The sequence below is a fragment of the Bacillus sp. JST-5 genome, assembly GCF_057747715.1.
Genome location: NZ_JBYLHW010000005.1, coordinates 1 through 20,531, shown reverse-complemented (window position 1 = coordinate 20,531; position 20,531 = coordinate 1). Strand labels below are relative to the sequence as shown.

The following is a 20,531-nucleotide window of genomic DNA, read 5'->3' as shown; positions in this document are numbered from 1 at the left end:
ACGTCTCGATCGTGAAACGGTAAATAAAATTAAGTTTGAATAATAAATAAAACGGGTTTTTGGACCCGTTTTATTTTTTTAATCCATTTTTTAATGTATCAAGCATCATTTTCTTTTCTTCTTCAGTTGCATTATTCCAAATCACTTCAAATAAAACTCCAAGACCTGGTAAATATTTTTCTTCCCCTTGTTCAATAGCATCGACAATCGTTTGTTCTAACTGTTCTTCATTGTTGTCGGCAACATTTTGTATAACAGCATGACGAAGATTTAAATTCATTTGAATGGCCCCTCTCATAAATTTTTCCTTCATTTTTATCGTGTCTATTTTTTCGTGTATTATGTATGTATATACATGAAAACTTTAACGTTATAATGAAAATGTATGTTTTAAATCAATGAATGGGTGAAAAAGATGAAACGTATTCAATCAATGCAAAACGAAAAAGTGAAACAATGGAAGAAATTATTAACAAGAAAAGGGCGGGAAAAAAGCGGTTTATTTATTGTCGAAGGAGAACATTTAGTAGAGGAAGCTCTTAAGGAAAAAGACGTTGTAACTGAAATAATCATTAGTGAATCGAGTGATTCATCACTTATCAAAGAGGTGGATCATATACCTATATATATAGTTACCAACGAAATTGCTAAAGCTCTTTCAGAAACCGAGCATTCGCAAAATATTTTTGCTGTATGTCGACCGAAAAAGGAAGTAATCCAGCAGTTTCAAAAACTATTGCTTATTGATGGCATTCAAGATCCAGGAAATTTAGGAACAATCATTCGAACAGCAGATGCGATAGGACTTGATGCAGTTATCATTGGTGAAGGAACGGTGGATTTATTTAATGGGAAGGTACTGCGAGCAGCTCAAGGAAGTCATTTTCATTTACCGATCATCAAAGGGAAATTAGAAGAATGGATTTCTAAACTATCAGAACAAGGGATTCCTACATATGGTTCTGCTCTACATGATGCTATCCCATTAAACGAAGTAAAAAAAACGGATTCATATGCACTCATTGTAGGTAATGAAGGAAGCGGTATTCGTAAAGAATTGTTGAGCATGACGACAGCCAATGTTTATATCCCAATGTATGGGAGAAGTGAGTCATTGAATGTTGCGGTTGCCTCTGGGATTTTAATGTACTATTTTCGCGGAGTTTTATAAGATGGGTTTGAAAAAATGAGCGGAGATAGCTATAATAAATACTAACTTCATAATTGTAAAAGGCTATGATTGAGAAAAGTAGTTTGCAGCCTTCCTTTATAAGGGAGAATATGCCATAGACTGAGAGCATATTTACTGGAAGCGCAAATGAAGTTCACCTCAGGAGCCCTCATCGGGACCATTCCGAATTGGAATGTAAAGATGAAGCGGGGAAAACCCGTTATCCAAATGAGTGGACACAATGTTGTTGTGTCAATGAGGGTGGTACCGCGAAGATAACCTCGTCCCTTTTATAGGGAGAGGTTTTTTTATTTGGGTAGTTTTGGTATACAAAACAATCGAAAATAAGAAAGGAGGTATAAAGATCCTGAAGAGACCATTAACAATCATATTAACTTTCTTCGTTTTTATTTTTAGTACTACATTTGCTTTTGCAGAGGAAAAACGAGAAACATGTGTAATGACGATAGAATCAGATAAACATGCAGTAGGTATGAAAAAAGCAGACGCAACAGGGGCTTGTAAAGGTCTTGTTTTTGGCACATATACTCCTGCAGTAGATAAATTTTTTATAGAGGGAATGGCAAATTACGAGGTTTTATATAGTGGTCAAACATTTGAAATCGGTTCTCCACACCATGACCACCCTCCTATACTAACTGTATATACGATAAGAAATGAAAAACCTAAAACAGAACAACCTAAAACAGAACAACCTAAAACCGAGAAACGAAAGACTGAAACAACTAAAACGGAAAAAACAAAAACAGAACAATCTAAAACCGAGAAATCAAAGACAGAACAGCCTAAACAATCTAATTCTAACTCAAAAACTACAACTAATAGCAATGCAACAAACCAAAAGTCTACCAATATAACTAACAGCAATACTTCAACAAAAAAAGATGTAGAAGTTAATCAATCTTCTACAAAAGATACTGTTGAAAATAAGTACAAACGATTCTAATCACCAAGATGTAAATGCTAAGACAAAGAACGAAAACAATGATATGAAAGAACTCAATAATAGTTTTGAGGTAGAAATTCATGATGATCAATCTACGAATTTAAAGAAAATTGATGAGGTTCAACAAGATAATAGTATTAATGAACAGGTTAAAAGCGAGAACAATCATGGCATTTCCCCCAAAACCTATATATATGTAGGTGGAATTCTATTAATTATATTAGGTACTTTTATCTTGTATATCAGACGTAAAAAGTAAGGTAATGACTAATGTTAGTTATGATGAGTACAACAAAATGTAGACGTTTCGATCGTTTAATGCGAATATCGCCAATAAGTATTGATCATTCTGTAGAATTAGAAAAAGAAACATATCCATACATACTTCAACTTTTCATATAAGGAGGTTTTTCGAATGGAGAAACGATTATTAGAATTGCAAGAGGAAGCATTATCGAAAATTGAAAATGCTGTTGATTTAAAACAATTAAATGACATAAGAGTTTCTTATTTAGGAAAAAAGGGTCCAATCACAGAAGTGCTTCGCGGAATGGGGAAACTATCACCAGAAGAGCGTCCAAAAATCGGTGCACTTGCAAATGACATCCGTTCTAAAATAGCAGAGCAAATTGAACAAAAGCAGTCTTATTTAGAAGAAGAAGCCGTCCGTAAAAAACTGGAAGCAGAAGACATTGATGTTTCATTACCAGGTAGACCAGTTCGCCAAGGAAATCCACATCCTTTAACAAAAGTAATTGAGCAAGTAGAAGATTTCTTTATCGGGATGGGCTATTCGATTGCTGAAGGTCCTGAAGTGGAAACAGATTTTTATAACTTTGAAGCATTGAATTTACCAAAAGGCCATCCGGCAAGAGATATGCAAGATTCTTTCTATATTACAGAGGAAATTTTATTACGTACTCACACATCTCCTGTTCAAGCAAGGACAATGGAGAAGAAAAAAGGTCGTGGGCCAGTAAAAATTATTTGTCCAGGAAAAGTTTATCGTCGTGACAATGATGATGCGACCCACTCTCACCAATTCATGCAAATTGAAGGACTTGTAGTTGACGAAAACATTCGCATGAGCGATTTAAAAGGGACATTAGAAGCATTTGCGAAAGAGATGTTTGGAGAAAATCGAAGCATTCGTTTACGCCCAAGCTTCTTCCCATTTACAGAACCTTCAGTTGAGGTAGATGTTTCTTGTTTCCTATGTGGAGGAAGCGGATGTAATGTATGTAAACATACAGGATGGATTGAAATGCTTGGAGCTGGTATGGTTCATCCTCGCGTATTAGAAATGGCGGGATTTGATTCGAAAAAATATACAGGATTTGCTTTTGGAATTGGAGTAGAACGAATTGCCATGCTCAAATATGGAATTGATGATATACGTCAGTTTTATATGAATGATCAAAGATTTTTAAAACAATTTTTCACTATAAACGAATAGGGAGGGAACAAAATGTTCGTTTCATATAAATGGTTAAATGATTATGTCGATCTATCTTCTGTAACACCAGAACGACTAGCAGAACTCATTACAAAAAGTGGAATAGAAGTTGAAGGAATTCAGCAGCTTTCGAAAAATATTTCGAATGTTGTAGTTGGTCATGTATTAAATTGTGAGCCGCATCCAAACTCCGATCATTTAAATAAATGTCTCGTTGATTTAGGTGAAGGTGAACCCGTTCAAATTATTTGTGGTGCGAAAAACGTAGCGAAAGGACAAAAAGTTGCCGTTGCGAAAATTGGTGCTCGCTTACCAGGTGGTATAAAAATCAAAAGAACGAAACTACGTGGGGAAGAGTCGAACGGAATGATTTGTTCCCTGCAAGAACTAGGAATTGAAGGAAAACTTGTACCAAAAGAATTTGCGGAAGGCATTTATGTTTTTCCAGAAGATACACCGGTTGGTAGTGATGTAATTCAATTATTAAATTTAGATGACTCTGTTTTAGAACTGAGCTTAACTCCAAATCGTGCGGATGCATTAAGTATGTTAGGAGTAGCTTATGAAACAGCAGCGATTCTAAAAAAAGACGTTCAATTACCTGAAATTCAAAAACAAACATCTTCTGAAAAAGCTTCCGACTATATTTCTGTTCGTGTAGATGCAAAAGAAGACAATCCTTTGTATGTCGCAAAAGTAATTAAAAATGTAAAAATAGGACCATCTCCACTTTGGTTACAAACAAGATTAATGGCTGCGGGTATCCGTCCTCATAACAATGTGGTAGATATTACAAATTATATTTTGCTAGAATACGGACAACCACTTCATGCTTTTGATTACAATCGTTTAGGCTCAAAAGAAATATTAGTTCGTCGAGCGAAGCAAGGAGAAAAAATCGTTACACTTGATGATGTAGAAAGAACATTGACAGAAAATCACCTTGTTATTACAAACGGTAGTGAACCAGTGGCATTAGCTGGTGTCATGGGTGGAGCTAATAGTGAAGTACGGGATGACACTACTATGATTCTACTTGAATCTGCGTATTTTACGAGTCCAGTCATTCGTCAAGCATCAAAAGATCACGGATTAAGAAGTGAAGCAAGCAATCGTTATGAAAAAGGAATTGACCCAAGTCGTGTAAGGGAAGCAGCCAAAAGAGCAGCTGAATTAATGGCGAAATATGCCGGTGGAGAAGTGTTAGATGGATCTGTTGAAGCTGATCATCTACAAATGGAACCTGTAACGGTTCAAATTACATTAAATAAAATAAATCGTGTGTTAGGTACAAATCTTTCTCTTAATGAAGTAAAAGAAATTTTACAACGATTAAAGCTTGAAGTGGATATGATCAATGAGACGTTCATTATAAACATCCCATCAAGAAGAAACGATTTACGAATTGAAGAAGATATTATTGAGGAAGTTGCTCGATTATTTGGATATGATAACCTTCCTACAACATTGCCAGAAGGAAAGACAGAAATTGGAGGATTGACTCCATATCAAGAAAAACGAAGAATTACGAGAAGATTTTTAGAAGGAGCCGGCTTGTCTCAAACGGTCACCTACTCATTAACCAATGAAAAGCAATGTCAAAAACTAGCTTTGAAAAATGCAGAGCCTATTAAACTGGCAATGCCAATGAGCGAAGATCGCAGCGTCTTACGACTAAGCTTAGTTCCTCAACTATTAGAGGTTTTATCTTATAACAAAGCAAGAAAAAATGAAAACTTAGCCATTTATGAAATTGGTTCTGTCTTTTTGAAAAATGATCAACAACCTTTACCAAAGGAAGAAGAACATCTTGCAGGTGCATTGATGGGACTTTGGGTCAACCATCCATGGCAAGCAGAAAAAGTTAAAGTAGATTTTTATACTGTAAAAGGAATTCTAGAAGGTTTATTTGAAAAATTAAATGTTCTAAATGACATCCGTTTTGAAAAAGCGAATATTGAACATTTACATCCAGGGAGAACAGCTAAAATTTTCATGAACGATGAAGAAATCGGATATATTGGGCAAATCCATCCAACAGAAGCGAAGTCATATGATTTAGATGAGGTTTATGCATTTGAATTAGTTTTAGAAAAATTATTAAACAGAGAATCTAAACCATTAAAATATATACCAATTCCAAAGTATCCATCGATTTCTCGAGATATTGCACTTGTTGTCGATCGAAAAACAGAAGCAAAAGAATTAGAGAATATCATATTCGAAGCGGGCAAAAAGTTATTGACATCCGTTAAAGTGTTCGATGTGTATGAAGGTGAACATGTAGAAAAAGGCAAAAAATCAATTGCTTTCTCATTAACATATATGGATCCGAATCGCACATTAACTGATGAAGAAGTAACAGCGGTCCATGAAAAAGTATTAAATGCTCTAAAAGAAAAAGCAAATGCTACGTTAAGAGGATAAAATCATAAAGGGTGAACCAGCATTCGGTTCATCCTTTATTTTTTATTGCAAAATGCAAGAATCATCTAATGCCAATTCTTGTTTCACGAACAGTTTAGGTGCAACTCTATAAAAAAATTTGTAACTTGGAAAAAATACTTACAACTAGTAAAAAAACAGATTGAGGAGTAAGAAAAAATTTGCAACCCACCTCGATATATTTGCAAGCTAAACTAAAGACGAAAAAATGGAGAGATTGGCAAGAGCCAATCTTGACCGATTGAAGAGATATTTGCAAAAATTGAGAACCAATTTGCAACTCGAGAAAATGTTTTTGTAACTTTCAAAGTATTATTTGTAACTTTCAAAAGTCAATTAGCAACTTTGAAAAAATTATTTGTAACTAAAAAAGTAAAATTTGTAACTACTAAAGATGTATTTGTGAGTGCAAATAAAAACTTGCAACTTCAATAAATTCTTGTAATGGCAATTGATAAATTTATAACTCAAAACTTTTTTCTATACAAAAAACTTGTGTTCTCCAAAATTATGGCGATCTCACTTTCCTCCTAAAAACAAAAAATTTTATGACAATAATCACTCCCCCAATAGATAAAATCATTTTCCATTTGAAATTTTTTCATGGTATCATAGAATTTAGGATTCAAAAAAGGGGGTACTGTTTTGACAGATCAATCGAAATCAAGAACGATTGTTGAAATATATGGAAAAACTTATACGATAATTGGGCAAGAAAGTCCTGAACATATAAAAGAAGTAGCTGACTATGTTGACCAAATTATGCGCGAATTCAGTTCCCGGAATCCTTCATTAGATTCTACTAATCTAGCTGTTTTAGCAGCTATTAATGCTGCCAGTGAATATTTAAAATTAAAGAAGAAATTAGAACAGTAAAGGGTTGAACATGCATGCTAAGTTTGTTGATTATCATTCTACTCGTTTTCGGTTTTTTTATTGGTTTAAGACGAGGATTTATTTTACAAGCGATCCATTTAGTGAGTTTCTTTATCGCTTTTATTATTGCCGCTATTTATTATGATGATTTAGCTGAAAAATTAATTCTTTGGATTCCTTATCCTAATTTTGATAATGAAGTTATATCTTTCGTTTTTGATGCTATTCATGCAGAAACGGCATATTATAACGGAGTATCGTTTGTCATCATTTTTTTCGCGATTAAAATATTGCTACAAGTGATTGGTACGATGCTGGACTTTTTAGCAAACATCCCAATTATCAAGCAATTAAATGTTTGGGCGGGTTCCATTTTAGGTTTTCTTGAAATGTATTTAATCATTTTTGTTTTGTTATACATAGGCTCGACGGTACCAATCGGTTTTGTTCAACAAACAATCGAACAGTCATTTATGGCAACCTTTATCATCGAACATACTCCAATATTAACAAAGAAAATTCAAGAGTTATGGATTGCCAAATAACGAATGAAGTGCTGGACTTCTCTTTCAATAAATGGGAAAGAGAAGTTTTTCCATGTTTATAACTACTTCAATTTTTCCTTTGAACTAAAACATGATAAATTTGAATTGTCCCATTATAATAAATGGAGTAGGTGTTCCATAATGAACGTTCATAAGAAAGATGTTATTCAATTATTAGAAACTATTGCAATGTATATGGAATTAAAAGGAGAAAATTCCTTTAAAATAAGTGCTTTCCGAAAAGCGGCCAATAGTTTGGAGAGAGATGAGCGAGGATTATTAGAGATTGAAGATTTCACTACACTTCCAAACATAGGTAAAGGTACCGCATCGATCATTCAAGAGTATATTCGTACTGGAAATAGTGAAGTTTTACAGTCATTAATAGAAGAAGTTCCCAATGGACTAATCCCACTTTTGAAACTCCCAGGTTTGGGGGGAAAGAAAATCGCTCGTCTTTATCAAGAATTAAATATAACTAATGCGGATGAATTAAAAGAAGCTTGTCAATCGGGAAAAATACGCCATTTGGCTGGTTTTGGAGAAAAAACAGAAAAGAAGATTTTACTTGAACTAGAAAAACTTGGTCAAAGACCTGAACGGCTGCCAATTGCCTATATGCTTTCGGTAGCTGAATGGATAGAATCAAAACTTCAAAAGATGGAAGGTATTATACAATATTCACGTGCTGGAAGTTTAAGAAGATATAAAGAAACGATTAAAGATTTAGATTTTATCATCTCAACTAATGAACGAGATAAAGTTATTGAACAACTGTTAAGCTTAGAACATATAAAAGAAGTATTGGCAAGCGGTCCAACAAAGATTTCGTGTGTATTAGGTTTAGATTTTGATGTATCGGTCGATTTTCGCATTGTTCATGAAATAGAGTTTGCGACAACTCTTCACCATTTTACTGGTTCAAAAGACCATAATGTTCGCATGAGACAAATCGCAAAAGAGCGTGGAGAAAAAATTAGTGAATACGGGGTCGAACAAATCGAAACAGGACACGTTGAACATTTTCGAACCGAGGAAGAATTTTTTCAACATTTTAACCTTCCTTTTATTCCACCAGAAATGCGCGAAGATGGTAGTGAACTAGATCGATTAGAAGAGTTAGAAAAGCTAGTCCATTTGAATTATATAAAAGGCGACCTGCATATGCATACGACATGGAGCGACGGTGCTCATACCATTGAGGAAATGATTGAAGAAGCGAGAAGAAAAGGCTATGAATATATAGCAATTACAGATCATTCCCAATACTTAAAGGTTGCCAATGGTTTAACCATTGACAGACTGCTTAAACAAAAAGAGGAAATTGCCAGACTTAATGAAAAATATCGGGATATTGTGATTTTTTCTGGTGTAGAAATGGACATTTTACCGGACGGTTCACTTGATTATCCGGATAACATCTTAAAAGAATTAGACATTGTCATAGCAGCTATCCATTCTAGTTTCCAACAAAGCGAAGACATGATAATGAAACGATTACAAAACGCCTGTGAAAATCCTTATGTAAACATCATTGCTCATCCAACAGGAAGAATTATTGGTAGGAGAGAAGGATATAAAGTAAATGTAGAAAAACTATTGCATATGGCGAAAGAAACAAATACGATTTTAGAGTTAAATGCGAATCCTAATCGTCTTGATTTATCCTATCAATTATTAAAAGATGCAACCGAAATGGGAGTAAAAATCGCGATTAATACGGATGCGCATCATATCAATCAGCTGCATTTTATGGAAATTGGTACAAAATTAGCAAGAAAAGGTTGGCTGAAAAAAATGGATTGTATCAACACGTTCCATGCGAAAGATTTACTGCAGCAGTTGAATAACAAGAAGACCAACAGATAAAGGAGGTTATCTCCGTGGAAGTTAAAACACTTAAAGTTTTAGAATTTCAAAAGATTAAAGAGCAATTAATGAATTATGCCACATCTTCATTAGGGAAAGAAAAGATTGAAAATTTGTTCCCATCTACAAGTTTTGAAGAAGTTATTCAATGGCAAGAAGAAACTGATGAGGCGAGAAAAGCTTTGCGTTTAAATGGAAACGTTCCACTTGGTGGCATTTTTAATATTACAGCCCATATTAAACGCGCAGAAATTGGTGGTACATTAGGTGTAACTGACTTAGTAGAAGTTGCTAGTACCATTTATGCCAGCAGACAAATGAAACATTTTATCTTAGAAATGTCGGAAAACGAATCGTTTCCAATCTTAAAAAAACTTGAAGAAAAGATGAACCCTCCTCATCACTTAGAAAAGGCGATTAAAAATGCTATTAATGAGCATGGGGAAGTGCTGGATAGTGCGAGTGAAAAATTGCGATCTATTCGTATCAAAATTCGTACGTATGAAGCTCGAGTTCGGGAAAAACTTGAAAGTATGATCCGTTCTTCAAGTGCACAAAAGATGTTATCGGATGCTATTATTACGATAAGAAATGATCGTTTTGTTATTCCGGTTAAACAAGAATATCGTGCCCATTACGGCGGGGTAGTTCATGATCAATCATCATCCGGTCAAACCCTCTTCATCGAGCCGCAAGTAATCGTACAGTTAAACAATGAGTTACAATCAGCAAAAGTAGAAGAACAGAAAGAAATTGAAAAAATATTAAATGAACTAAGTGAAAAAGTAGCGGAAAATCATGAAGATTTAAAGCAACTTGTCTATGCTCTTAAAGAGTTGGATTTCATCTTTGCAAAAGCAAAGTATGGAAACGCAATGAAGGCGACAAAACCGATTATGAACAATAACGGTTATATTCATTTCAAAAATGCAAGGCATCCACTTATATCCGCAGAAGAAGTTGTTCCAAATAGTATAGAACTAGGGAAAGAATATACAACGATTGTCATTACTGGACCGAATACAGGTGGAAAAACGGTAGCATTAAAAACGGTTGGTTTATTAACTCTTATGGCTCAAGCAGGGTTGGCAATTCCAGCTAACGAGGATTCAGAAGCTGCAGTGTTTGATGCGGTATTTGCCGATATCGGAGATGAGCAATCGATTGAACAAAGTTTAAGTACGTTTTCGTCTCACATGGTAAACATTGTTGACATCTTAAAGAAAGTGACAAACAACAGTCTAGTCTTATTTGATGAGCTAGGAGCTGGTACAGATCCGCAAGAAGGAGCTGCGTTAGCCATCTCCATTTTAGATGAAGTGTATCGAATCGGAGCTCGTATCATCGCAACTACTCACTATCCAGAATTAAAAGCATATGGCTACAATCGAAAAGGGGTAGTTAATGCAAGTGTTGAATTTGATGTAGAAACATTAAGTCCAACTTACCGATTATTAATCGGGTTACCGGGACGAAGCAACGCATTTGAAATTTCAAAAAGACTAGGACTTTCTGAGTCAATCATTCAAGTGGCTCGAGAACAAATTAGTACGGAAAGCAATAAAGTTGAAAATATGATTGCTTCATTAGAAGAAAGTAGAAAACTAGCGGAAAAAGAAAGAGAAGAAGCAGAAAAATATTTATTAGAAGCTAAAGAATTACATGAACAATTGCAAAGAGAGATGGATAAATACTTAGCTACTCGTGAACAAGCTCTCGAGGAAGCAAGAAAAGAAGCAACTGAAATCATTAAAAACGCAGAAAAAGAAGCAGAAAGTATCATTAAAGAACTTCGTGAAATGATGCTTAAACGTGGAGCGCAAATCAAAGAACATGAACTCATTGAAGCGAAAAAGCGCCTGCAAAATGCTATACCAGAAAGTGAAGAACCGAAAAAACTTCGAAAGACTCAGGTTTCAAGCCGTAAGCTTCAACCAGGTGATGAAGTGAAAGTTATTTCATTAGGACAAAAAGGGAATTTATTAGAAAAAGTTGATCAAAATCAATGGATCGTTCAAATTGGAATCATGAAGATGAAAGTGGATGCCGATGATCTTCAATTAATGAATAGTCCAAAACCAGTGGAAACGAAGCCAATTGCAACCATTAAAGGAAGTGATTATCACGTACCTTTAGAACTTGATTTGCGTGGAGAACGGTTGGAAGACGCAATCTTAAAAGTAGAAAAGTATATTGATGATGCATTACTTGCGGGTTATCCAAGAGTATCCATCATTCATGGAAAAGGTACAGGCGCCTTAAGAAAAGGAATACAAGAGTATTTGAAAAACCACCGATTCATCAAAAATATTCGCTTTGGGGAAGCTGGTGAAGGCGGCTCAGGAGTTACAATTGTATCGTTTAAATAACGAATAAAGGGGTAAAAAAAAATGAGTTCATTTTGGGAAAATAAATATGTACTAATTGCAGCGAACTTTAGCGTATCTGTTCTTTGCATCGTAATATTTTTAACCATCTTTGAGCTAGTGACAAAATATAAAAATTGGGAAGAAATCAAAAAAGGAAATGTTGCAGTTGCCATGGCTACCGGTGGAAAAATATTCGGGATATGCAATATCTTTCGTCACTCTTTATTACATCACGAACATATATTTGGTATGATCGGCTGGGGAATTGTAGGATTTACACTTCTTTTAATTACGTATTTTATTTTCGAATTTTTGACACCACAATTTAATGTAGATAAAGAAATTGAAAATGATAACCGTGCTGTTGGACTTATATCAATGGTCCTTTCGATTGGATTTTCATACGTAATAGGGGCAGGAATAACATCATAGTTAGTTTCTGCCAAACGTCCAAGAAGGGAGTTAAAGCTTTGAAAACGTTAAGTAAAGTGTTAATGCTTTTATGTACCATCTTTTTTATCGCAGGAGTTATTTATCTTTTATATTTCACATAATGAGAAAAGTTTATTACTATAATGTTTCTGAACAAAGATAAGAATTTTTATATAAGAGTGAGGAGCGATGATTATTTCATTGCTCCTTTTTATTTTAAAAAAATAATAGTGAAATAGTATTGATGAAATCGTTGCCACTATTTTTTTAGTATATTATAATTGTTGTAGAACAGTTTGAAAGTTCAAACTTTTTTAACTATTAAAGGAGGGGGAAAATGGAAAATACACGGCCATGGTTAAAATTATATCCGGAAGAAATTCCACATTCGCTGGAATATGGAGAGAAGCCGATTCAACAATACTTAACGGAAACGGCAGAAAAATTTCCGGATCATTATGCAATTCATTTCATGGGTAAAGAAATCACGTTTAAAGAAGTGTATGAGTCCTCATTGAAACTTGCAAACTACCTACTAGAAATTGGTATCAAAAAAGGTGACCGAGTAGCCATCATGCTTCCTAATACTCCACAGTCAGTCATTAGTTATTTTGGTATTTTATACGCCGGAGGAATTGTTGTTCAAACAAATCCATTATATACGGAAAGGGAATTGTCTTATCAAATGAAAGACTCCGGTGCAAAAGCAATTATTACACTAGACATTTTGTTCCCAAGAGTTTCTAAAGTCATGAATGAAACAAATTTGGAGCACATAATTGTAACCGCTATCAAAGACTATTTGCCATTCCCGAAAAACATCATTTACCCGTTTATTCAAAAAAAGCAATATGGTTTTTCTGTAAAAGTAGAACATGAAGGAAACCATCATTTATTTACGGAAATTATGAAAAGAGGCTTTGCCCGACCAATTGAATATGAGGTTAATATCGATGAAGATTTGGCACTGCTTCAATACACAGGCGGAACAACAGGGTTTCCAAAAGGAGTTATGTTAACGCATAAAAACTTAGTTTCCAATGTGAAAATGTCTGATGCATGGTTGTATAAAACAAGCAAAGGAGAAGAAGTCGTCCTTGGAATTTTGCCATTTTTCCATGTTTATGGAATGACGGCTGTTATGCTACTTTCTTTAATTAATGGTAATAAAATGGTCCTGCTTCCTAAATTTGATCCTGAAACGACATTAAAAACGATTCAAAAAACGAAAGTGACTTTATTCCCTGGGGCTCCAACCATATATGTAGGGCTTTTAAATCATCCAAACCTTACCAAATACGATCTCTCATCCGTCAAAGCATGTATCAGTGGTTCAGCTCCTTTACCGGTAGAAGTTCAAGAACAATTTGAAAAAGTTACAGGAGGAAAATTAGTAGAAGGCTACGGATTAACAGAATCTTCACCGGTGACACATGCAAACTTTTTATGGGATCGCCCTAGGAAAAAAGGAAGTATTGGTGTACCATGGCCGGATACAGATGCAGCGATTGTCTCATTGGAAACAGGTGAACATTTGCCACCGAATGAAATTGGCGAATTAGTCATTAAAGGTCCTCAAGTCATGAAAGGTTATTGGAATCGACCGGATGATACAGAACAGACACTAAAAGATGGTTGGCTTTATACAGGCGATCTTGGATATATGGATGAAGAAGGATATTTTTATATCGTTGATAGGAAAAAGGATATGATTATTGCCGGTGGATATAATATATACCCTCGTGAAGTGGAAGAAGTTCTTTATGAACATCCAGCTGTAGCTGAAGCGGTTGTTGCTGGTGTACCGGATCCATATCGAGGTGAAACAGTAAAAGCATATATTGTATTAAAAGAAGGTGTAAATGTTACAGAAAGCGAAATGGATGAATTCGCACGTAAGCATTTAGCCGCCTATAAAGTCCCTCGCATTTATGAATTTAGAAAAGAGTTGCCAAAAACAGCAGTTGGTAAAATATTAAGAAGAGTGTTAGTGGAAGAAGAAAAAAAGAAAGCGAATGAACAGGAAGAGAAAAAGGAAGCTTAATTAAAACTTGGGCCCAATTGGCTCTTTCTTTCTGAAAATAAGTGGACAAGCTTTGCTATGATGTTATTGACACAATTGATTTCAACCTTTAATATAGAATTATGAATGATGATTCATTCATTATTTGTTGGTGAATGATGACGGAAGGTGGAAATAGGTTGAAATCAAATAGACCGAAATATAAACAAATCATTGATGCAGCAGTTATTGTAATTGCTGAAAATGGGTACCATCAAGCACAGGTATCAAAGATTGCAAAACAGGCAGGAGTTGCTGATGGTACCATTTATTTATACTTTAAAAACAAAGAGGACATTTTAATTTCACTTTTTCAAGAAAAGATGGGCCAGTTTATTGAAGCCCTTGAAGAATCGATTAAGGGCAAAACATCAGCAGTTGAGAAACTTCAACTGTTAATTGAAAATCATTTCCGAATTTTATCGGAAGATCCACATTTAGCGATTGTTACACAATTAGAATTAAGACAATCCAATAAAGAATTACGATTGAAAATCAATGATGTACTGAAAGGATATTTAAAATTAATCGATCATATTTTAGAAAGTGGCATCGCTGGAGGTGAATTTAATAAAAATTTAGATGTCCGATTAGCAAGACAAATGATATTTGGTACAATAGATGAAACAGTAACAACATGGGTTATGAACGAACAGAAGTATCACTTAATTTCACTTGCCCCAAAGGTTAAAAATCTACTGATTAACGGGTTAGGATACGAAAGTGAAAAGGAGTGAATCAAGATGGAACATTTAAAATGGGAGTTAGATGGGAAAACGGCGATTGTTTCCATTACACGTCCACCTGCGAATGCCTTGTCCTCACAGCTCATTCGTGAAATTGATGAATTATTAACACAGTTGGAAAACGATGAACGTGTGAGAGTAATTATTCTACATGGAGAAGGAAGATTTTTCTCAGCAGGAGCGGATATTAAAGAATTTACAACGATTTCTACTGGTGAAGAGTTTTCCAAACTTGCTTTAAACGGCCAAGACGTATTTGAACGAATGGAACAATACCCGAAACCGATCATTGCAGCCATTCACGGTGCAGCTTTAGGTGGTGGACTCGAGCTAGCAATGGCTTGTCATATTCGCTATGTAAGCGAGACAGCGAAGTTAGGACTTCCAGAACTCCAATTAGGTTTAATTCCAGGATTTGCAGGAACGCAAAGATTACCGCGATATGTTGGACCTGCAAAAGCAGCAGAGATGATGCTAACGAGTGAACCGATATCAGGAACAGAAGCTGTTGAATGGGGATTAGCAACTAGAGCTTTTCCGGAAGAAGAAGTGTTAGAAAAAGCAAAAGAGCTCGCAAAAAAGATTGAAAAGAAAAGCCCAATATCTGTAAAAGCGGCTATTCATCTATTAAACTATGGAAAATCTGAAAAGTTTTATCTTGGGGCGAAAAAAGAAGCAGAATCTTTTGGAACGATCTTTGTTTCAGAAGATGCAAAAGAAGGCATTCAAGCATTTATCGAAAAACGAGAACCTGTATTTAAAGGAAAGTAAGAAGAATCTTACATTCCTTTATATGAAAAGTGTTAGCGCTTTCAATCTATGAATCTAGATAAAGGCAAATCAATAGGAGGTAACTTGAAATGAATATTTATGTTCTATTAAAACGTACTTTTGATACGGAAGAAAAAATTACTCTTTCTAATGGGAAGATCAACGAAGATGGGGCAGAATTCATCATTAATCCATATGACGAATATGCCATTGAAGAAGCGATTCAAGTTCGAGACGAACATGGCGGTGAAGTTACCGTTATAACAGTAGGAAATGAAGATAGTGAAAAACAATTACGTACTGCATTGGCCATGGGGGCAGATAAAGCAGTCCTTATCAATGTAGAAGATGATCTTGAAGATGGAGACCAATATACAACAGCAAAAATATTGTCAGAATATTTAAAAGATAAAGAAGTTGATCTAGTTTTAGCTGGTAATGTTGCTATTGACGGTGGATCTGGTCAAGTTGGTCCACGTGTTGCGGAACTATTAGGAATCAATTGTGTGACAACCATTACCGACCTAAAAATTGAAGGGGACAAAGTGTATGTAACGAGAGATGTAGAAGGTGATGAAGAGAAAATTGAAACGTCCCTACCATTACTTGTGACTGCACAACAAGGGTTGAATGAGCCTCGTTATCCTTCTTTACCTGGAATTATGAAGGCGAAAAAGAAGCCGCTTGATGAGTTGGAATTAGATGATTTAGATTTGGACGAAGACGATGTAGAACCAAAAACAAAGACAATCGAGGTATTTTTACCTCCTCAAAAAGAAGCAGGAAAAATTTTAGAAGGAGACTTAGCGGACCAAGTGAAAGAATTAGTACAACTCCTTCATAAAGAAGCGAAAGTTATCTAATAAACATTAGATTAGATCTCAGGAGGTTATCATAATGACACGTAAAGTATTAGTATTAGGAGAAGTTCGTGATCAACAATTAAGAAATGTTTCATATGAAGCGATTACCGCTGCTAAAACAATGGCTGAAGGTGGAGAAGTTGTCGGTGTTTTATTAGGAGAACAAGTAAAAGATTTAGCAAATTCCCTAATTCATTATGGAGCCGATCGCGTTGTAATTGTAGAGGATGAAAAATTAGCTCAATACACTTCTGATGCATATTCACAAGCATTTATGGCTGTTGTAGAAGCAGAAAATCCAGATGGTATTGTGTTCGGTCATACTGCACTAGGAAAAGACTTATCTCCGAAAATTGCTAGTAAATTGAATTCTGGTTTAGTATCTGACGTAACGGCTATAGGAAATGAAGATGGAAATATTATTTTTACAAGACCAATCTATTCTGGTAAAGCATTTGAAAAGAAAATTGTTACGGATGGATTATTATTTGCAACCGTTCGTCCAAATAACATCACACCATTAGAAAAAGACGAAAACCGTTCTGGCGAAGTATCATCCATTTCCGTTGATATAAAAGATTTACGTTCAATCATTAAAGAAGTTGTTAGAAAAACAAGTGAAGGTGTCGATTTAACGGAAGCAAAAGTCATTGTCGCTGGTGGGCGTGGAGTGAAAAGTGCTGAAGGCTTCAAACCATTACAAGAACTTGCAGACGTATTAGGAGGCGCAGTTGGTGCTTCCCGCGGGGCTTGTGATGCGGAATATTGCGACTACTCCTTACAAATCGGGCAAACAGGAAAAGTCGTTACTCCAGATCTTTATATTGCCTGTGGGATTTCAGGAGCGATTCAACACTTAGCAGGAATGTCTAACTCAAAAGTAATAGTTGCCATTAACAAAGACCCTGAGGCAAATATCTTTAAAGTGGCCGATTACGGAATTGTCGGTGACTTATTCGAAGTTGTTCCAATGTTAACCGAAGAATTTAAAAAATTAAAAGCTCAAACTTCTTAATACAAAAAGGCTTGCGAAGTTCTTCTCGCAAGCTTTTCTTCTTTATTTATAAGAAAATAGGCTCAATCAAAAGAATGGTTCGTGCATAACATTCGCATAATATGGAAGATGATGTTATACTTGTATTACTAATTTGGTTTAGGAGGAATAATAAATGGCAATTGTAAATGCTACTGACCAAACATTTGAAAAAGAAACTAGTACTGGTCTAGTTCTAGCTGATTTTTGGGCACCATGGTGTGGTCCATGTAAAATGATTGCTCCTGTGTTAGAAGAAATAGATGCTGAAATGGGAGACAAAGTCAAAATCGTAAAATTAGATGTTGATGAAAACCAAGAAACAGCTGCAAAATTTGGTGTTATGAGTATCCCAACACTTTACCTTTTCAAAAATGGAGAAGTCGTAGATAAAGTGGTAGGATTTCGACCAAAAGAAGCACTTCAAGAATTAATCAATAACCATCTATAATCACATTTGAAACAGTCTCTGAAAAGGGACTGTTTTTGTTTTTCTGATTTTATTTCGGTTCGAACATAATGATACTTATTTCATGATTCAGTATGATAATATTTTAGAAGAAGACGAAATTTGAACCGAGTAAAAAGTGGTGAATGGTATGGAGATCAAAAGTCACTTAAGTGAAAAGTTATCCATTTTGCCGAACCAACCGGGATGTTATTTAATGAAAGATCGGCAAGGAACGGTTATTTATGTTGGGAAGGCGAAAATTTTAAAAAATCGAGTGAGATCTTATTTTACTGGTACACATGATGGAAAGACTCAACGTTTAGTCAATGAAATAGAAGATTTTGAATACATCGTCACATCATCCAATATCGAAGCATTAATTTTGGAAATGAACTTAATCAAAAAGTATAATCCTAAATACAATGTTATGTTAAAGGATGATAAAAGTTATCCATATATAATGCTGACGACCGAAAGACATCCTCGTTTAATCATTACTCGAAAAGTAAAGAAGAATAAAGGGAAATATTTTGGACCTTATCCAAACGTATATGCTGCTAATGAAACAAAAAAGTTGCTTGACCGAATGTATCCATTGAGAAAATGTTCTTCTCTTCCTGATCGAGTCTGTCTTTATTATCATCTTGGACAATGTTTGGCTCCTTGCGTCAATGAAGTGAAGGAAGAAACTTATAAACAAATGACCGAAGAGATCATTTCATTTTTAAATGGTGGATACAAACAAGTAAAAGAAGAATTAACGAAAAAAATGTTTGAAGCCTCAGAAGCTTTAGAATTTGAACGGGCGAAAGAATACCGAGATAAAATCCAACATATTGAAACAACAATGGAAAAACAAAAAATGACAATGAGTGATTTTATCGATCGAGACGTTTTCGGCTATGCAGTAGACAAAGGTTGGATGTGTGTTCAAGTCTTTTTTATTCGTCAAGGGAAACTAATCGAAAGAGATGTTTCTTTATTCCCTGTCTATAATGAGCCAGAAGAAGAGCTGTTAACGTTTATCGGACAATTTTATCATAAAGCGAATCATCTTATTCCAAAAGAAATTTTACTACCAGAGGAAGTAGACAGTGATTTAGTGACACAATTACTAAATACGAAAGTACTGCAACCAAAACGAGGGAAAAAGAAAGAACTAGTCCAACTTGCGAAGAAAAATGCATCTATTGCATTAGAAGAGAAATTTTCGTTAATTGAAAGAGATGAAGAACGAACGATTAAAGCAGTTGAAAATTTAGGGAAAGCAATGGGAATTTATCCTCCTTATCGAATTGAAGCATTCGATAACTCTAACATTCAAGGAACAAACCCCGTATCGGCAATGGTAGTTTTTATTGATGGGAAACCAGCTAAAAAAGAATATCGTAAATATAAAATAAAAACGGTTCAAGGACCAGATGATTATGAAACGATGAGGGAAGTTGTTCGAAGAAGATATATAAGAGTTTTAAAAGAAAACCTACCACTTCCTGATTTAATCATTATCGATGGGGGAAAAGGGCAAATAGAAGCAGCTAAAGATGTTCTAGAAAATGAATTAAACTTGCACATTCCCGTTGCCGGTCTATCGAAAGACGAAAAGCATTTAACATCATCCCTTTTGTTTGGGGATCCATTACAAGTGGTTCCACTCGATAAAAGAAGCCAAGAATTTTATTTGCTCCAACGGATTCAAGATGAAGTGCACCGTTTTGCGATTACCTTCCATCGTCAATTACGTGGAAAATCCTTATTCCAATCCGTATTAGACGATATTCCTGGAGTAGGAGAAAAAAGAAAGAAACTGTTATTGAAACATTTTGGCTCCGTGAAAAGAATGAAGGAAGCATCGGTAGAAGAATTTATTGAAATAGGCATTCCGAGAAATGTAAGTGAAGCCATTTACGAAAAATTGCAAAAAGAACATTGAGTATCATAAGACTTTATGGTATGATAAACAAAATTTAATTACACACTTTGAACATAAAAAGTGAAGGTAGAGGCGCGAAATTCAAGAGTAGAAGTTTGGAGGAGGATGAGCTCCTTAGAAAAACTTTGAAAGGGGATTTCGCCGAAGTGAAAGTTTCCTCATCGAAACTTTTGCTGGGTCTGTATTGAATAAATGCAGAACTGTCAAGATTACGAAAAATCTTGGAGTGCTATCTCACTTGTGCAGAACCTTTATAGTTTGGTTTTTCACAGGCAATGAGATAAACTCTCATTGCCTTTTTTATGTGCGCCCGGCATGTACATGAACTATAGGGTGTAAGTCCCGAACCCCGAAGACAGAAGTAGAGGTTAGCCAAGAGCAAGGGTGTCCGTGGTGACGCGGAATCTGAAGGAAGCTGGAGGCAAAACACCGGTCCGAGGAACACGAACCTCATATAAGGCTAGATATGATTGAGTGAGTTTGCATAACAAAACAAAGCTCTTTCTGTCGAAGGTCATATCGAGTAAATGAGGCGGATAGAT

Annotated in this window: 17 protein-coding genes, 1 riboswitch and 1 other annotated feature; of the genes, 16 read left to right on the top strand and 1 reads right to left on the bottom strand. The window is 35.2% G+C overall.

The annotated features are described in order from the left end of the window. Positions 1-70 precede the first annotated feature (70 nt). Positions 71-280: a small acid-soluble spore protein SspI gene (gene sspI / locus AC3ASS_RS02430; protein ID WP_488281916.1), complete on the bottom strand. Its 210-nt coding sequence runs from the start codon at positions 278-280 to the stop codon at positions 71-73. Positions 281-415: 135 nt separating this feature from the next. Here sspI and AC3ASS_RS02425 point away from each other — a divergent pair, with 135 nt between their 5' ends. The 16 genes from AC3ASS_RS02425 (at position 416) to uvrC (ending at position 19,989) form a co-directional block, all read left to right on the top strand. Next, positions 416-1,171 (top strand): TrmH family RNA methyltransferase, encoded by a 756-nt coding sequence (locus AC3ASS_RS02425; RefSeq protein WP_488281915.1) that lies wholly within the window; start codon positions 416-418, stop codon positions 1,169-1,171. Between the two features lie 56 nt (positions 1,172-1,227). Then, positions 1,228-1,463, top strand: a binding site (T-box leader). A gap of 168 nt (positions 1,464-1,631) precedes the next feature. Then, positions 1,632-2,138, top strand: coding sequence for a hypothetical protein (locus AC3ASS_RS02420; protein WP_488281914.1), 507 nt, complete (start codon positions 1,632-1,634; stop codon positions 2,136-2,138). A gap of 415 nt (positions 2,139-2,553) precedes the next feature. After that, positions 2,554-3,594: a phenylalanine--tRNA ligase subunit alpha gene (gene pheS, locus AC3ASS_RS02415; RefSeq protein WP_488281913.1), complete on the top strand. Its 1,041-nt coding sequence runs from the start codon at positions 2,554-2,556 to the stop codon at positions 3,592-3,594. 12 nt (positions 3,595-3,606) lie between these two features. Then, on the top strand, positions 3,607-6,021 hold the full coding sequence (pheT, locus tag AC3ASS_RS02410) for a phenylalanine--tRNA ligase subunit beta (protein ID WP_488281912.1): 2,415 nt from the start codon (positions 3,607-3,609) through the stop codon (positions 6,019-6,021). 663 nt (positions 6,022-6,684) lie between these two features. After that, on the top strand, positions 6,685-6,915 hold the full coding sequence (gene zapA / locus AC3ASS_RS02405; protein WP_488281911.1) for a cell division protein ZapA: 231 nt from the start codon (positions 6,685-6,687) through the stop codon (positions 6,913-6,915). Positions 6,916-6,929: 14 nt separating this feature from the next. Beyond that, the gene (locus AC3ASS_RS02400; RefSeq protein WP_488281910.1) at positions 6,930-7,460 is read left to right on the top strand and encodes a CvpA family protein; all 531 of its coding nucleotides are present in this window, start codon (positions 6,930-6,932) and stop codon (positions 7,458-7,460) included. Positions 7,461-7,601: 141 nt separating this feature from the next. After that, positions 7,602-9,329 (top strand): DNA polymerase/3'-5' exonuclease PolX, encoded by a 1,728-nt coding sequence (polX, locus tag AC3ASS_RS02395; RefSeq protein ID WP_488281909.1) that lies wholly within the window; start codon positions 7,602-7,604, stop codon positions 9,327-9,329. A gap of 14 nt (positions 9,330-9,343) precedes the next feature. Then, the gene (locus AC3ASS_RS02390) at positions 9,344-11,698 is read left to right on the top strand and encodes an endonuclease MutS2 (RefSeq protein ID WP_488281908.1); all 2,355 of its coding nucleotides are present in this window, start codon (positions 9,344-9,346) and stop codon (positions 11,696-11,698) included. 21 nt (positions 11,699-11,719) lie between these two features. Next, a complete protein-coding gene (locus AC3ASS_RS02385) occupies positions 11,720-12,130 on the top strand; it encodes a DUF350 domain-containing protein (protein WP_488281907.1) in 411 nt (136 codons plus the stop codon). A 337-nt stretch (positions 12,131-12,467) separates the two neighbouring features. Continuing rightward, on the top strand, positions 12,468-14,174 hold the full coding sequence (locus AC3ASS_RS02380; RefSeq protein WP_488281906.1) for a long-chain-fatty-acid--CoA ligase: 1,707 nt from the start codon (positions 12,468-12,470) through the stop codon (positions 14,172-14,174). Between the two features lie 158 nt (positions 14,175-14,332). After that, positions 14,333-14,929, top strand: a complete 597-nt coding sequence (gene fadR, locus AC3ASS_RS02375) for a fatty acid metabolism transcriptional regulator FadR (protein ID WP_488281905.1) — start codon at positions 14,333-14,335, stop codon at positions 14,927-14,929. Between the two features lie 6 nt (positions 14,930-14,935). Beyond that, a complete protein-coding gene (locus tag AC3ASS_RS02370) occupies positions 14,936-15,709 on the top strand; it encodes an enoyl-CoA hydratase (RefSeq protein ID WP_488281904.1) in 774 nt (257 codons plus the stop codon). Between the two features lie 89 nt (positions 15,710-15,798). Then, complete coding sequence (locus AC3ASS_RS02365) at positions 15,799-16,572, top strand: electron transfer flavoprotein subunit beta/FixA family protein (protein ID WP_488281903.1); 774 nt, start codon at positions 15,799-15,801, stop codon at positions 16,570-16,572. Between the two features lie 34 nt (positions 16,573-16,606). Further along, a complete protein-coding gene (locus tag AC3ASS_RS02360; protein ID WP_488281902.1) occupies positions 16,607-17,587 on the top strand; it encodes an electron transfer flavoprotein subunit alpha/FixB family protein in 981 nt (326 codons plus the stop codon). A 154-nt stretch (positions 17,588-17,741) separates the two neighbouring features. Continuing rightward, positions 17,742-18,056, top strand: coding sequence for a thioredoxin (trxA, locus tag AC3ASS_RS02355; RefSeq protein WP_488281901.1), 315 nt, complete (start codon positions 17,742-17,744; stop codon positions 18,054-18,056). A 154-nt stretch (positions 18,057-18,210) separates the two neighbouring features. After that, positions 18,211-19,989 (top strand): excinuclease ABC subunit UvrC, encoded by a 1,779-nt coding sequence (gene uvrC, locus AC3ASS_RS02350; RefSeq protein ID WP_488281972.1) that lies wholly within the window; start codon positions 18,211-18,213, stop codon positions 19,987-19,989. 59 nt (positions 19,990-20,048) lie between these two features. Next, positions 20,049-20,229, top strand: a riboswitch (Lysine riboswitch). The last annotated feature ends 302 nt before the right edge of the window (positions 20,230-20,531 follow it).